Annotated in this window: 14 protein-coding genes and 3 tRNA genes; 3 read left to right on the top strand and 14 right to left on the bottom strand. The window is 31.7% G+C overall.

Translation table 11 applies throughout. The features are described from left to right. Positions 1 to 98: 98 nt before the first annotated feature. The 3 genes from AC2LE6_RS01150 to AC2LE6_RS01140 form a co-directional block, all read right to left on the bottom strand. A tRNA-Leu gene (locus AC2LE6_RS01150) sits at positions 99 to 181 on the bottom strand. 6 nt (positions 182 to 187) lie between these two features. Then, positions 188 to 262 (bottom strand) — tRNA-Gln (locus AC2LE6_RS01145). A 3-nt stretch (positions 263 to 265) separates the two neighbouring features. Further along, positions 266 to 341: transfer RNA gene (locus AC2LE6_RS01140), tRNA-His, on the bottom strand. Between the two features lie 178 nt (positions 342 to 519). Between AC2LE6_RS01140 and AC2LE6_RS01135 the strand changes: the two genes are divergently transcribed. Beyond that, positions 520 to 2433, top strand: a complete 1914-nt coding sequence (locus AC2LE6_RS01135) for an LTA synthase family protein (protein ID WP_484477396.1) — start codon at positions 520 to 522, stop codon at positions 2431 to 2433. Between the two features lie 14 nt (positions 2434 to 2447). On the opposite strand, the gene AC2LE6_RS01130 is transcribed toward AC2LE6_RS01135, so the two are convergent. From AC2LE6_RS01130 to AC2LE6_RS01120, 3 genes are read right to left on the bottom strand one after another with little or no spacing between them, the layout of a single operon-like run. Continuing rightward, on the bottom strand, positions 2448 to 3605 hold the full coding sequence (locus AC2LE6_RS01130) for a glycosyltransferase (protein ID WP_484477395.1): 1158 nt from the start codon (positions 3603 to 3605) through the stop codon (positions 2448 to 2450). A 1-nt stretch (position 3606) separates the two neighbouring features. After that, entirely contained in the window at positions 3607 to 4296 is a 690-nt protein-coding gene (locus AC2LE6_RS01125; protein WP_484477394.1) for a TMEM164 family acyltransferase, read from the bottom strand. Positions 4297 to 4350: 54 nt separating this feature from the next. Further along, complete coding sequence (locus AC2LE6_RS01120) at positions 4351 to 4902, bottom strand: uridine kinase family protein (RefSeq protein WP_484477393.1); 552 nt, start codon at positions 4900 to 4902, stop codon at positions 4351 to 4353. 85 nt (positions 4903 to 4987) lie between these two features. Between AC2LE6_RS01120 and AC2LE6_RS01115 the strand changes: the two genes are divergently transcribed. After that, complete coding sequence (locus tag AC2LE6_RS01115) at positions 4988 to 6130, top strand: DUF362 domain-containing protein (RefSeq protein ID WP_484477392.1); 1143 nt, start codon at positions 4988 to 4990, stop codon at positions 6128 to 6130. 24 nt (positions 6131 to 6154) lie between these two features. Here AC2LE6_RS01115 and AC2LE6_RS01110 read toward each other — a convergent pair whose 3' ends face one another. The 4 genes from AC2LE6_RS01110 to AC2LE6_RS01095 all read right to left on the bottom strand — a co-directional run bounded on the left by AC2LE6_RS01110 (position 6155) and on the right by AC2LE6_RS01095 (position 9618). Further along, positions 6155 to 7003 carry a DegV family protein gene (locus AC2LE6_RS01110; RefSeq protein WP_484477391.1) on the bottom strand — a complete coding sequence of 283 codons (849 nt, stop codon included), beginning with the start codon at positions 7001 to 7003 and terminating at the stop codon, positions 6155 to 6157. Positions 7004 to 7012: 9 nt separating this feature from the next. Then, positions 7013 to 7861 carry a DegV family protein gene (locus AC2LE6_RS01105; protein ID WP_484477390.1) on the bottom strand — a complete coding sequence of 283 codons (849 nt, stop codon included), beginning with the start codon at positions 7859 to 7861 and terminating at the stop codon, positions 7013 to 7015. Between the two features lie 13 nt (positions 7862 to 7874). After that, the gene (trhA, locus tag AC2LE6_RS01100) at positions 7875 to 8492 is read right to left on the bottom strand and encodes a PAQR family membrane homeostasis protein TrhA (RefSeq protein ID WP_484477389.1); all 618 of its coding nucleotides are present in this window, start codon (positions 8490 to 8492) and stop codon (positions 7875 to 7877) included. Positions 8493 to 8604: 112 nt separating this feature from the next. Next, entirely contained in the window at positions 8605 to 9618 is a 1014-nt protein-coding gene (locus tag AC2LE6_RS01095) for a glycosyltransferase family protein (RefSeq protein WP_484477388.1), read from the bottom strand. Positions 9619 to 9694: 76 nt separating this feature from the next. Here AC2LE6_RS01095 and AC2LE6_RS01090 point away from each other — a divergent pair, with 76 nt between their 5' ends. Then, a complete protein-coding gene (locus AC2LE6_RS01090) occupies positions 9695 to 9919 on the top strand; it encodes a (2Fe-2S)-binding protein (protein WP_484477387.1) in 225 nt (74 codons plus the stop codon). A gap of 12 nt (positions 9920 to 9931) precedes the next feature. Here AC2LE6_RS01090 and AC2LE6_RS01085 read toward each other — a convergent pair whose 3' ends face one another. From AC2LE6_RS01085 to hutI, 4 genes are all read right to left on the bottom strand, one after another. After that, complete coding sequence (locus AC2LE6_RS01085) at positions 9932 to 11935, bottom strand: HD-GYP domain-containing protein (protein WP_484477386.1); 2004 nt, start codon at positions 11933 to 11935, stop codon at positions 9932 to 9934. Continuing rightward, on the bottom strand, positions 11928 to 13058 hold the full coding sequence (locus AC2LE6_RS01080; protein ID WP_484477385.1) for a PAS domain S-box protein: 1131 nt from the start codon (positions 13056 to 13058) through the stop codon (positions 11928 to 11930). The genes AC2LE6_RS01085 and AC2LE6_RS01080 overlap by 8 nt, the downstream gene beginning before the upstream one ends. Before the next feature lie 81 nt (positions 13059 to 13139). Next, the gene (locus AC2LE6_RS01075) at positions 13140 to 13775 is read right to left on the bottom strand and encodes a cyclodeaminase/cyclohydrolase family protein (RefSeq protein ID WP_484477384.1); all 636 of its coding nucleotides are present in this window, start codon (positions 13773 to 13775) and stop codon (positions 13140 to 13142) included. Positions 13776 to 13784: 9 nt separating this feature from the next. Next, a complete protein-coding gene (hutI, locus tag AC2LE6_RS01070; RefSeq protein WP_484477383.1) occupies positions 13785 to 15026 on the bottom strand; it encodes an imidazolonepropionase in 1242 nt (413 codons plus the stop codon). Positions 15027 to 15030 lie beyond the last annotated feature (4 nt).

Below are 15030 nucleotides of genomic sequence, written 5' to 3'. Positions count from 1 at the left end.
AAAAAATGCGATGGATTGTATTTAAATGATTTGGAGGGCTATAATACTTAAAAAAAGCATAAAAAAAGCATAATAAATTATGCCTTTTTATTTTATCATGGTGCGGGTGACAGGAGTTGAACCTGCACTCCGAAGAACTAGAGCCTAAATCTAGCGCGTCTGCCAGTTCCGCCACACCCGCACATAATGGCTGGGCTAGAAGGAGTCGAACCTTCGGTCACGGAGTCAAAGTCCGATGCCTTAACCACTTGGCCATAGCCCATTATGGGGCGACTGATGGGAATCGAACCCACGAATGCCGGCGCCACAAGCCGGTGTGTTAACCACTTCACCACAATCGCCAAATGCTTCTCTTAAAAAGAGACTAATATTATTCTATTCTTTTGAGTATCAATTGTCAAGTTAAAAATACCATAAATCTCATTGTTTTGCTTATTATTTTTTTATTTATTTTTATTTATGCTTTGTTTGATTAAATAAATTGTTGTAGTATAATAATTTGAGTAGAGGTGTGGACTTATGAACAAAAATTTAAGAAACTCATTATTATTATTTTCAATCTTTTTATTTACAATTACATATTTTGAATTAATCTTCAAAATTAGAATACTAACCATCAATTCAGAGATGGCTGTATTTAGAATACTATTATTTACATTATCTTATACTGTTTTGATAATGTTCTTCTTGAAATTCTTTAGTCCTAAGACTATGAAGATATTAACATATGTTATTTTATCATTTGTTACATTCTTATATGTGAATCAAGAATTATATTTTTCATTCTTTAAAGGTATTTTTTTAACAATAAGCACAGCATCAGATATAGGACTTGGATGGTCGTTCCTAAGTAAGTACTTACGATCTATGAATTTTGGACAATTATTGTACTTGTTACCAATCATTATAACAATTGGATTAAGCAAATATAAAATGATTAGTTTTGATATATCATACAAGAACTTGAAAATGCCTCTTTACTTCTTAACGGCATTTATATTTACATATTTTATAAGTATTAATACTATAAATGAAGTTCCACCACATCCGGAAATAGAATTATCATATAGTGAAATGGATATCTTCACTAACCTATATGATTCTCAAGCAGCAATTAAAAAATTCGGACTGTTGACGTACTCGCAAAGGGATTTCTTCAATATATTTAAATTAGATAACGATCCTCTAACAGAGGATCAAAGAGAAGATTTAATCAACGCATTCTTTGAAAGTAGAACAAAACATCAAAACAATGCATATACAGATCAGTTTGAAGGTAAAAACTTAATACTTATTACCGCTGAAAGTTTAGATACTTTTGCAATCAACGAAACTTTAACACCAAACTTATACAATATGATGGAGAATCATTCATATTTTGAAAACTACTATTCTCCATTACACTATAGATCAACAGCTGATACTGAATTCCAAGTACAGACTTCATACTACCCTGACAAGAACGTTACACTAAGCATGAGTGCTTATATGGATAATGCTTTCCCATATACAATGCCTAAGATGTTCGAAGAACTTGGATATGAAACATTTAGTTTCCATAATTATACCGATTACTTCTATCCTAGAACAAAATTTCATGAAGAAACATTAGGTTATAACTACTACTTTGGTGGTGTTGACTTAGGAATGTTTGCTGAAGAACCAACTGGGATCGTTAATAATCATGCTTGGCAAAGTGATTTAGAAATGATGGAAAAAGCGATACCTTACTTTATTGAAGAAGAACAATTCTTTGTAAATATGTTAACAGTATCAGGTCATCTAAATTATACATCTGGACATGAAATAGGTTCACAACATGAAGACACAGTTAGACAATACGAAATTGACAATGGAATCACATTAGACAATGAAATGTTCTGGTATTTAGCTGCAAACATCGAACTAGACCTAGCTCTTGGACATTTGCTAACTGAGTTAGAAAATGCCGGTAGACTAGAAGACACAGTAATTGTTATCTTCGGAGATCACTATGCATATGGAATTGATGATAATGTAATTTGGGATTATGATGATATCAAAGAAGACAATGACGATATGGATTTACATAACGTACCATTTATAGTTGTCAATAATGATCCTGCCATAACGATATTTGATAATAACAAAGAAGCATTTATGAGTAGTATCGATATTATGCCAACATTAGCAAATTTATTTAATCTAGATTTGGATTATAGTAAAGTGTTTGGACATGACGCATTATCGAACACACAAAACGTAGTCCGATTCGCAGATTTAAGTTTTGTTTCAGAAGGATTTAAATATCATTCTATTAGTGAAGAATATGAGATATATTCTGGAAATGTAGACGATTTGTATTTATTGAAATTAAAAGAAGATTTCATGATTGAATACTTCAATAATGTTTCAATTCTACAAAATGATTACTTCAAAGAAGATGATGAATAAATAAAAAGGCTAACTTAGTTAGCCTTTTCTAATGTGTTTTTATATACTCTTTCAATATTCAAAGCAAAGTTTTGCGCACTAAATTGCTCAATAGCTTTTGAGGCATTATTAGTAATTTCATCAAATTTAACTTTGTTTTCGGTTAACTCATAGAATGTATCTCTAAACTCAGAGACTTCATTAAATGTTAAACCGTTATAATGATCTATAATTACACCTTCTAAGTTATCATCATACTTTGCAATTACAGGTAAACCAGCAGCTAGAGCTTCTATGAAGGTTAACCCTTGTGTTTCTGTATCACTAAAGTTAATGAACAAGTTTGCCAAATGATAGTAAATAGGTACAAGATTAGGTTTTATCATACCAGTAAATAACACCTTTTCAGTTAATCCAAGCTTGATAACTAACTTCTTGAATAACTCTATATCAGGTCCGCCTCCAACAATAAGTAGCTTATTATTTTTAGGTAAATTCAATTTACTGAACTCTTTTATCATTGATTCAATATTTTTCTCTCTTGATAATCTACCTAAGAATAACCATACAAAGTCGTCTTTTGACAACCCTACACTAATTTTTAAGTCCAGGATTTCAGATTCCTTAAAGTTAATTCTTCTAAACCTGTCTAAGTATATACCAGTTGGAATAATCTCTGAATGCTTCTCGAATCCATAACGATCAAATGTTCTCTTCACTTTAATCGTTGGAAAAATAACTTGATCAGCACTATTGGCAAATCTTTTTGAATATATCTTTGAAATAAACCTTAAAGGTCTTGCAAATGTTTTTGTTATATGGTGACAATAATCTTCATACATTGTGTGATACGTGTGAACAACAGGAATACCTGCTCTACGAGCTGCTTTTCTTCCAAGTCTTCCAATCGAAAACTCGGTATGACAGTGGATAATATCAAGGTTAAAACTTAAAACACGATTAATGTTTTTATTTGTAACTTTTGATACTTTATATTCTTTCATACTCTTCATTGGAAGAGTTTTCCCTTTGCATCTAATAATAGATGGATCTTCCGTTTGCATAGGATGCTCATGGGTGAATATAAAAACTACATGTCCTAATTTCTCTAATTCTCTTTTAAGTATTTCTAACGATACACTGACACCTGAAACAATTGGATGATATGCATCAGTAAATAATCCTATTCTCATTTTATTCACTTACCTTTAAGTCAAAATTTTTAAACATTCTATAATACCAATAAAAGAATATTGTTGCAGCTAAGCAATGTACTAGTATAAATACAACGACTGTACTGTCTGGGAATAGCTCCCCAAAAATGCTTTGATTTGCTAAATAGAAATAATCCGAATTCCATAATGCATTTAATGGAACAAATGCAAAAAGCATAACAAACATCACTCCTACAATAGCGAACAAACCTTTAATTGTTGGTCTGTACCCTTTGTAAACGATAATAAAAAATGGAATCAACGTTAACAGAAAATGATCTATGTAGAATGTTTCTGTTAAATTCTCAATATTATTAATCGGACCATTTGGATATATTATACCTGCTAATCCTAATGCACCCCAGTAAAACAGGAAGCCCTCTACTCGTTTGTCTTGAGTAATTGTATAATATAACAAAACAACAGCACTAACTCTACAAATATAGAATGGTAAATGTGCACCAATTTCGAACTTAGATTTAAAAATCAAAACATCAAAATATCTCACATACTGTGTCCATAACAATAAAAAAGTAGCAACAATAAGTATTGTCTTCATATGTTTTCTAACGAAAACTTGTTTTGTAAATATAACATGAATCGCAAAAGCAGTTAGCAATACAAAAAATGCATAAATCAAATAAGGATTCGCAAAATCAAAAAACATCATATTGTTCACCTCTCAAGTGTTAATATTATACCATAAAACAATGTAAATAAACCATCAATTTTCAAGAATTATGTCGGCTATCTTTTCAATGTTCTCCTCTTTGAAATAGTGGTTTTCTAAAGGTATCCACTCTTTAATAAAGCGGTTTAACATAAATTCACCAGATCGTTCTTTGATTCTGTTTAACTGAACATCTGTTGGTATTGTGAGTAAAATTTTAAGATCGTAAAAATCACGCAGATTCCTATGAAATGAATACACACCTTCTACTATAATCACCTTATTATTGCTACATACTATTGAATCTTCTAATATATTTGTCATACAGTTGAATTTTCTTAAATTAAATGTAGCGTTAGATAGATTCTTAAATAGTTCCTCTTTTAATCTCTCATGATGTACATTTCCACCACTTTGAGATAAACGAGCATTCGTTTTCATCGCAGGGGCTAAGAAATAATCGTCCATATGGATTAGTAGCCCATTGAAATAATCTGCTAGTTTCTGACCAAGTGTAGATTTCCCACTACCGCTTTGTCCATCGATTGCTATAACTATGTTATTCTTATTCTCCAACAGTTTCTCTATTCTTCTTATAATTGTCATAATATCACCTATAAAAACATTATATTATAAAACATATTTTTTATTGAGTGATTTTTTGATATAATTTTGTCAAGGTGGTGTTTTTATGAGCAAGGTAGTAGTTTTACAGTGTAATGAATATGATCCAGAGAAAATCTATCAGAAATTAAAATGGGGGTTAGATCAATTAGGTGGTATTGAATCTATAATTCCGAAACAAAAGAAGACATTATTAAAACCAAACATGTTAGTAGCATCCGCAAAAGAAAAGGCAGCCACTACACATCCAGCTGTATTTGAAGCAGTTGCTAGAATAATGAAGGAAAACGAATATAATACTACATTTGGAGACAGTCCTGGATTTGGTAATCCAGAAAAAGTTGCACAAAAGACTGGAATCTTAGAAGTAGCCAATAAATACGATATTCCAATTGCAGATTTTGTGAATGGTAAAAAAGAATCATTCCCAAATGGAACTGTTTGTAAGCAGTTTGATATCGCCAATGGAATATTAGAAGCTGATGCAATTATAAACCTACCAAAAATGAAAGCACATGCTCTACAAAGAATTACAGGTGCTATCAAGAATCCTTTTGGTGCAGTTATTGGATATAACAAAGGAGCAATGCATAGTAGGTTTACTAACGCATTCAACTTTGCTGAAATGATTATAGATTTAAACAACTATCTTAAAGTGGATTTACATATTATGGATGGAATCATCGCAATGGAAGGTAATGGACCTAGAAATGGTGATCCAGTACCAATGAATGTATTACTTATCTCAACAGATCCAGTTGCCTTAGATACAGTATTCTGTAAGTTAATAGATATTAGTCCTATGCTGATTCCAACTATAACTTTCGGACAAATGTATGGACTAGGTAGTTACGAAAATATCGAAATCATTGGAGAAGATATTGAACCTCTTGTGAATAAGGAATTCAACATTGAGAGAGTAGAACTTAAAAAAGAGGATAGTATGAAATTATCATTCTTAAAATCAGTAATAAGAAAACCATATATTATAGAGGATATATGTAAAAAATGTGGGATTTGTGTTGAAGTTTGTCCTTTAGAGGATAAAGCTTTAACATTTAAAAACGGAGATAAAACCAAACCTCCCGTTTATGACTATAAAAAATGCATAAGATGCTATTGTTGTCAGGAAATGTGCCCTTACGAAGTAATCAAAGTAAAAACCCCTACAATTGGAAAAATATTGTACGGGCTAAAATTACTAAAATAAAAAGACCAAATTTGGTCTTTTTTTTTATTCGTAACACCAGCTAATTCCATATCCTTTTCTACCAACATGAATACTAAATACTGGTCCAAGATATTTTGTATATGTGATTTTAGCATTGGGAAATTCAGTTTCTATTAATGCTTTAACTGCTTCACTGCTATCATCTGAGAAATGGCTAGTTATATAAACGTATAATTTTTTATGTCCTTCTGTTGTCTTCTTCATTTCATTGATAAAGTATCTATGAAGTTTCTTGTACGTTCTTTCACTATGAACATTCTTAAGTTTTCCATCAACAACTCTTATAACTGGTTTTAATCTTAACACAGTTCCAATTGCCGCTTTTGCCAATGTTAGTCTTCCACCTTTTACAAGCGCGAATAAGTTTTCAACTGTGAACATTTGCTGTGAATTTGCGATTAACGTATTAATTCTACTTATAATCTCTTCTTCAGGCAACTTGTTGTTCACCAACTCTAATAACTCAACACCAATCATTTCTGTCCCATAAGCACAAAGCATTGTATCAAACAGATAAACTGATTCTGGATTTTTTAACATATTTTTTGCTAATAAAGCACTTTGGTATGTCCCTGATATGTTTCTACTTAGTCCAAGAACAAATATTTTATCATATCCTTCTTTCAAAGCATCTTCATATAGATTTAAAAATTCACCAGGTGCAGGTTGAGACGTTGTCCATGATTTACCTTTATCTTGTTCGCTAAAAATAAATGGGACTTCAACTTCTGATTCTTTGTACGAGTTATCTCCTTCAATAACGTTTAGTGAAGCCACTCCTACGTTGTGTTTCTTTAATACTTCCCCATCAATATAAACTGTACTGTCAAAAATAATTTTAATCTTTCCCATAGCTATCTCCTATTCAAACATCCATGATAGTCCATATCCTTTTTCACCAAGGTGAACATTGAATACTGGTCCTATATAATCACTATATGTTATTTTTATATCTTTAAATGTTTCTTCGATACTTTGTTTTAAATCCGCTGCTGCTTCAGGACTGTTAAAACTACATACTCTAACGTACAGTTGTTTATAGTCCATAATTTTTTTCTGCATATCTTGTAACATTGCTGCAAGTACTTTTTTATGAGTTCTAGCTGCTTTGTAAAGATCTAATTTACCATCTACCATTTGAATAATTGGTTTAACTTTTAAAACACTACCAACTAAAGCTTTTGCTTTACTAAGTCTACCACTTCTCATGATTGCAGTCAAATTCTCGATAGAGAAGAATAACCCAGTTGATGGAAATAAATTTTCCACCGAAGATACGATATCCTCAAAAGATAATCCTTGATCTATAAATTCCATAAGTCTCAGAATTAACATCTCATTCCCAAATGCAGCCATATTACTATTAAATAAATGAACTTTCTCTGGGTTATCTAACATATTGATTGCTAGTTTTGCTGATTGGTATGTACCGCTTAATTTCTCAGAGATTACCATAACAAATATTTTCTCGTATCCTTCTTTAAGAAGTTCCTCATAGATATCAAGATACTCTCCTGGTGCTGGTTGCGATGTAGTTAATCTAAATCCATCTTTAAGTAATTTGTGAACAAATGGGTTATCTACATCATTTTCTTTAAATGTTTCTTCACCCTTAATAATGTTTAAACTTGCACTTTTAATCCCAAACTCTTCAAACTGTTCTTTTGTAAAATAGGTTGTACTGTCTGTAACTATTGCGTATTTTTTCATAAATACTCCTCCGTTAATAGATTAGAATCACACTTACAAAGTGACATACACTTCCAGCTAAAACAAATAAATGCCAAACAAAATGTTGATATTTGAACTTAGATATATAGAATATAACTCCTAGTGTATAACATAACCCTCCAATGATTAATAGAATCAAGGCATCACCCATAAGTGAAAACGCCTGATCATAAATAAACATTATACTCCAACCCATCACCAAATAGATGACGATATGGATTCCCTGAAACTTCGATATCCAAATGGACTTAAATACAATACCAATAATGGTTAACGTCCAAAGGAATGCGAATAAATAGTAAGCCTCTTTTGTTCCGATTAAGACAATAAGAAACGGTGTATAGGTACCACTAATTAACAAGAATATACTTGAGTGATCCAACCTCTGAAACACTGTAAATACACGTTTCATCTTCTCTGGGAACGAATGTAGTAGAGTGCTAGAGGTATATAAAATTACTAATGAAATACCATAAATCAAGCTAGCGTAAACCTCTACTGTTGTGTCTGAAAGTACTAGTAAGGTTACCAAACCTGCAATTGCAAGTAGTATACCTACTCCATGAGAAACCGCGTTAGCAATTAATTCTCCAAGTGATGTTCTTCTCATTTTATCAATCCTTCCAATTACTCTATCACACATAATAATTTATCAAAAATTACTCTATCTGTCAAGGTAATTAATCGATTATAAAAAAAAGCCTATTATATAGGCTATTTTTTTAATCGAAAAAATGTGATAAATGTGGAACATATGTCTTGTAGAATTGATACTTCTCATCTTCAAGCATTTTTGCTATAAAGTTATACAATCTTCCTAGTTTCCTATGTTCTAATAAACCTTCGACCTCATCACACATTTTTACATATGTATGATACCAAAGTTTATAATCGTCAAACTTACCAAATGATTTTATACTATTGTTCTTAATACTCCAAGGCTTTAATCCGGCAAAGTGAGTACCATAAAGATACTCTATTTCAGGATACCCATTAAATGATGAATATCTCAAATCCATATTATGCCATTTACCACTAAGTTTATTGGACATATATTGCATCTCAGGCCAGTTATAAGTGCTAATCTCGTTTTGGATATTAACATCTTCAAGGTCGTCCATTATTGAGTTGAAAAACGTCATTGTAGGTTTATACAAACACATTGATGAATGTACGCCAAGATTGGTCTTATCAGTTTTGATTCGTTCCGTAATCTCTAACGGTATTTTTGCTCCATGAGGTATGTCTTTATATATCTCATGCCAATTCCATGTACTATTTATGTGAGCACTCTCTGGTGTTATATATTTTCCGTTTTCATATACCATACAGTGTTCCTTTTTTTCGTTAATAATACCTGCTGGAGCTGGTAAATCAAATAACTCATCATAATTATGAAGAGGTAATATATCACAATCAGCAATTATTATTTTATCATAGGAAGTTCCCAAATCACCGTCTTTTCCTAATCTAAAAGCATTAAATCTAGAGAATAAAAATGGGCGATCCTGTCTTTCATGTCTCCTGTCGTGTGGTACATAGACTTCTGGTATGGTGATTACTTCATTATATATTAACCCAAGGGATTTCTTTGCCATTTCACTAACATTTTCAGACACAATACAAACCAAATCATTCTTTGTTTTTTGCAATCTTAAAGCGTATCCAAATACTAGTGCTCCAGGTAAAAAAGAATCATTTCTTATTATAAATGTTACATATGCATTTTTACTCATTATAAATCTCCTTATTAAACTGCTTTCATTTCAACACACTTTATTATACAATATATAAGTGAAAAAGGTGATAAAAATGGATAAAAGAGAAGGATATTTATTATTGAAAAAACATCTGGCAGATGAAGACGGTGTCCTTTGTTATTGTAAGCAAGTCACTGAGCGGAGAATTAGAAAAGAAGTCCGTAATGGTAGAAGACGTTTTGTGAGTGTCAAACAGGCCACAGATGCTGGTAGTGGTTGTGGATTATGTCAACCTTTTGTAGAAGATATAATAAATGATGAATTAAAAAAAGGCTAAATTTAGCCTTTTTTATTTTATGGTATCCAGAAATACATTTACAACATCAGGATCAAACTGTGTCCCAGAATTTGCTTTTAATTCTATAATTGCGTCTTCTTCTGACAATGCTTTTCTATATGTTCTATCATTTGTCATAGCATCATATGCATCTACAACACTTATAATTCTGCTTAATAATGGAATATCATATCCAGATAACTTTTGTGGGTATCCTGTCCCATCAAATTTTTCATGATGATACAAAATAAGCAATGCTACAGCCTTTAACTCTGGAATTGCCTGAGCAATTCTAAATCCAACCTCTGAATGTCTTCTCATTTCAATCCATTCTATGTCCGTAAGAGGACCTGTTTTCTTCAAAATAGAATCATCAATCCCAATTTTTCCAATATCATGTAACATGCATAGCAATTCTAAATCGCTATGTTCTTCATTTGAGATGTTGAATTTCTGAGCGACTATCTTTGCCATTTTATATAGCCGATTTGTATGTTCTTCTGTTTCATTACTTTTTTCAAATAAAACAGTTTTCATTGAAGTAATAGCTCCGCTATAAACACTACCTTTTGACAGCATTTTACGTTTATACATGTTCTTTTCAGCGATAGAAATCAATTCGTTGATTTCCTCATCTTCTTTCACTTTGACACTGTAACCAAGAGAAATACTAGGTGAGAATCCTCGTTTTGATAATGAAAGTTCAGTACCAAATTTTCTACTAATTCTATCCATGATTACTCTAACAGATTCCTCGTTTGTTTTTGGAAGAAGTATGATGAACTCATCCCCTCCCCACCTTGCAAGAATGTCTTCTGATCTAGTGGCTTGTTTTAGAATCTCGGCCGATCTTCTCAACAATTCATCTCCAGCATGATGTCCGAAAATGTCATTGGTAAGTTTTAATCCATTTAAATCTCCCATTATTATTGATAGCGGAAGACTTCTAGACGTGTCTAATCTTCTGATTTCTTCTTCAAAGAATGTTCTATTGTAAGCTCCAGTTAATACATCGTGATAACTCAAATATAAAATTTCTTCTTCTCTTCTTTTGGATTCTGATAAATCAGTAAGTACTAGTACTCTTCCAAGTACTTGATTATTTACACTAGTAATATTTGAAATACTCAATTTCAAGTTTCTCATTAGCCCATCATCTGCTAGGGAATATCCTTCAATTGTTGAATCCTCTTTATTTGTTAAGTCTATCTTTTGAAATGTGCTGTCGGTAAAGACAAGAACATCATCTATGTTCTTATATAGAACTTGTATCTTTGATTTTGAAAGCAGTGAGGAAGCAACTGAGTTGAACAATGTTATCTTGTTTTGAAAATCAAGTATTATTATTCCTTCACTTATAGATTCGAGTGTTCTATCAAGGTATTCCTTTTCTGTAATTGCTTTTTCTTCATTCCGCTTCATTTCTGTTAAATCAGTTACAGATATTATCAGATACGTATTTCCTTGAAACTGAAATTCGCTTGAACTAATTGTTATATATATTTGTTGTCCTGTATTAAATGTTACATAAATATCTTGTGGAGAATGTACACTCTCTTCTACTGCCTTGGCCAATTTTTCTCTATCTGCTTCAATTACTGTACCAAACAAAGGATTAGTATCTTTCTTTTCATAACTAACACCTAGTAAATCAGCAGTGTATTTATTTCTATAAATTATCGTTCCATTTCTAGTTATTCCAATTGAATACGGAACATCATCAAACATAAATGCTACTCTATTCAAGAATGGATCATCAAATCTTACTTGGTCCTCAACATTCTGACATGAGAATAGTCTATACTTTTTATTTTCAAAAATGAAAGGCTTGATACGTAGCATTTTGTTTCTCTCATATTCTACTTCAATGTCACTATCAAGTCTCATCTTCATCTTCTTTATAATGTCATCTTCTATATCTGAAACATAAATTAACTTCCCAATATCATCAAAGACTGCGAAGTGACTCCCAACAATCTCACTGAAAGTGTCGAAGAGTGAATGTAGTTTAGACATTTCCTCCACCAACTTTCTTTCCGAAACCTAGTATTGTTGTGTCTCCTTTTATATCTTTAATAGGGTACAGATTAATAGCCACTTTGGCTCCATTTACATCAATTTCAAATTCTACTTCTATTCCTTTCAAGGCAATTTGAATCTTCTCGTCAAGATGAGGATTTTTTTGTTTCTGGATAAAAAGTTTTGCTGCATTTTCCTGATTAACATCTATGTCGAGTTCATTCTCTAACTCTCCTGATACGTAGAGAACATTACCCTTACTGTCTACCTCAAACACTAAATCACTTAATTGCTGAGATAATTTCTTATACTTTTGTTTGTCTATTTTATGTATGGTTTCTAGCTTTTTATGATCGGAAATATCTTTACTGTATCCAATTATCCCGATATACATTTTATGTTTGTTAAAAACAGGTATCTTTGTAACTTCTGTCCATGTCAATAATTTATCACTTTTAGACTCAAAAACATAGTTCAACTGCTCTTTAGACTCAATCGCAGTGTTGTCTGATGTCTCAAATTCTTTTGCTATTTGAGGTTCAAACAACTCAAAATCATTTTTTCCCTTAATGTAGTGATTATCATGTCCTGTATGTTTTGAAAATGTTTTGTTCACATACACATATTTCCCATACTTATTCTTTACCCATACATCAAGAGGTAAAGAGTCCAATATAACCTTAAATGCTTCACTTTCAAAACCAATTAATTCACTTATATTATCAGCTTCAATATCAATCAGATAAGTATTGTGCAAGTTATCCAACTCAGAATGATAGTCATAACCAATGAAATCTTTTTTTATCGAATTTCCTAAAATTAAGAAACAGTCACCAAAAGTCTGAACTACAATTGAAAAGAATCTGAATGCACCAGTTTTTGTGTATAGCTTAATCGTTATATCTTGAGTGATCAGACTATCATATAACACATCATAAAATATCGATTTATCTGCCGGAAGTATTAAATCAACAAACTTGATTTTACTTAACTCTAGATCAGAATAACCAATTAAGTCTGAAAAATTTTTATTAGACTGCAGAATATTTAGATCCACGTCCAGAACAATTACAATACCTATGTATGAATCGTCTTTGAGAAATGTTTCAATTGGGTTCATAATATCACCTCATGTATCTATTTTACTAAATTGATACGCTATTTGAAAGGAAACAACAAAAAAAACTCCAAAAGGAGTTTTTTATAATTTACCATGTACCGTTTTTAATACTTCATTTCTCAAAGTTGAACCTTCATTTAATATAGATTCAGAGTTTGATATATAGTATTCTCTTGTTTCTTTATTGCTGATTCCAGGGATATTAATCTTAACGTTAAGAATTGCTCCCTCTAACCCAGCTTGTAACATAAGTGCACTTACACCTAAGTCACTTAAGGTGTTTTTGTTTCCGTATTGTAAAACAAAATCAAGGTGCTTTAACCCTTTTAGACTAAGCTCTGCAACTCTAAACGGAACTTTTATTGCTTCAAGAGTACCTTCTTCAATTTTTTGTCCTCTTAATGATTTTTCATCATCTGTTTCTTTTGGCAACTTAAAAGCAGCCATTATCAGATTAAATGCATCTGTATCTTTATCAATCAATTCTATCATTTCTGTTTTCATTGATAAGAATTCCTCGATAATAGCATTGAACTTATCTTGAATTTCTTGATCCAATGCTCTAAATTTTTTCTTACCACTACTTAGATGTCCTACCATTCTTGTTAATCCGAATCCAAGACTTGATGCAAGTGCACTTACACTTCCACCACCAGGTGCTGGACTTTTAGAGTCTACTTCATTAACAAAGTTTTCTACTGTTAGTTGTTTTAACATAATATCTCCTTAGATGTATTGTTTGTTTGAATAAATTAATATACCGTTCTTGAAAATGTGTTCTGTATGTTTAATACCGTAATGATAATAAATATATTCTAAATTTGGTGCGTCCATTATTACGATATCTGCATTCTTTCCGATTTCTAATGATCCGATTTCCTTTTGCAACCCAAGATTATATGCAGCATTTATTGTTGTTGCTGTTAGTACTTCTTGTGGAGTCATTCTAAGTTTAATACAACCTAGTTGAGCCATAAACATGAAGTTCTCACTTGGACTTGAACCTGGGTTAAAATCACTACTTAATGATACTATAGCATTGCTGTCAATCAACTTTCTAGCTGGAGCATATGCTTTGTTTAAGTAAAACGAAGTGCTAGGTAATAGATTTGCTACAGTGTTACTATTACTTATTTTTGTAATATCCTCATCGCTAATTGCCATAAGATGATCCGCACTTTTTGCTTCGAGATCCACTGCAAGACCTGCACCACCTAAGCTAACTATTTCATCTGCATGGATTTTTATCTCTAGTCCAAGATGTTTCGCATATGAAAGAATACGTTTTGAATCCTCAACATTAAATACACTATCCTCACAGAAGATATCCACAAACTTTGCCTTACCAGTTTTAGCTATATCGTCCATATCTGATAATAGTGATTTTATGTATACTTCCTTGTCGATATCTTTTGGAACTGCATGTGCACCTAAATATGTTGGAATAACTGTGAATGGTGTGTCTGTATTCAGTTTGTCTACCACATCTAATTGCTTTAATTCTGTTTCTTTGTTTAATCCATATCCACTTTTTGCTTCAATCGTAGTAACTCCATATGAACCAAGTTCACGTAATGACGTGAATGATTTGTCATATAGTTCTTCGAATGAAGAAGCTCTAGTCATCTCAACTGAGCTCAAAATACCTCCACCTGATTTTAGTATATCTAAGTAGGGAACTCCTTGGATTTTTTTTGAGAATTCATGTTCTCTAGATCCACCAAACACAAGATGTGTATGTGAATCAATAAATCCAGGAACTACTGTTTTTCCATCAGCGTTGAAAAGTAATGTGTTTGATTTTTTGTATTTATCGAACTTATCTGTACCTATGCACACTATTTTGTTGGCTTCTATTACTATAAATGCATTCGTAAGATGAAAGATATTATTCATATCTTTCCCTCTTTTGAATTCACCTACTGGTGAATATAGATTTCCAATGTTATAGATGATTGTATTATTCATAAAG

The organism is Candidatus Izemoplasma sp. (genome assembly GCF_982632705.1).
This window is presented reverse-complemented; position numbering and strand designations above follow the sequence as displayed.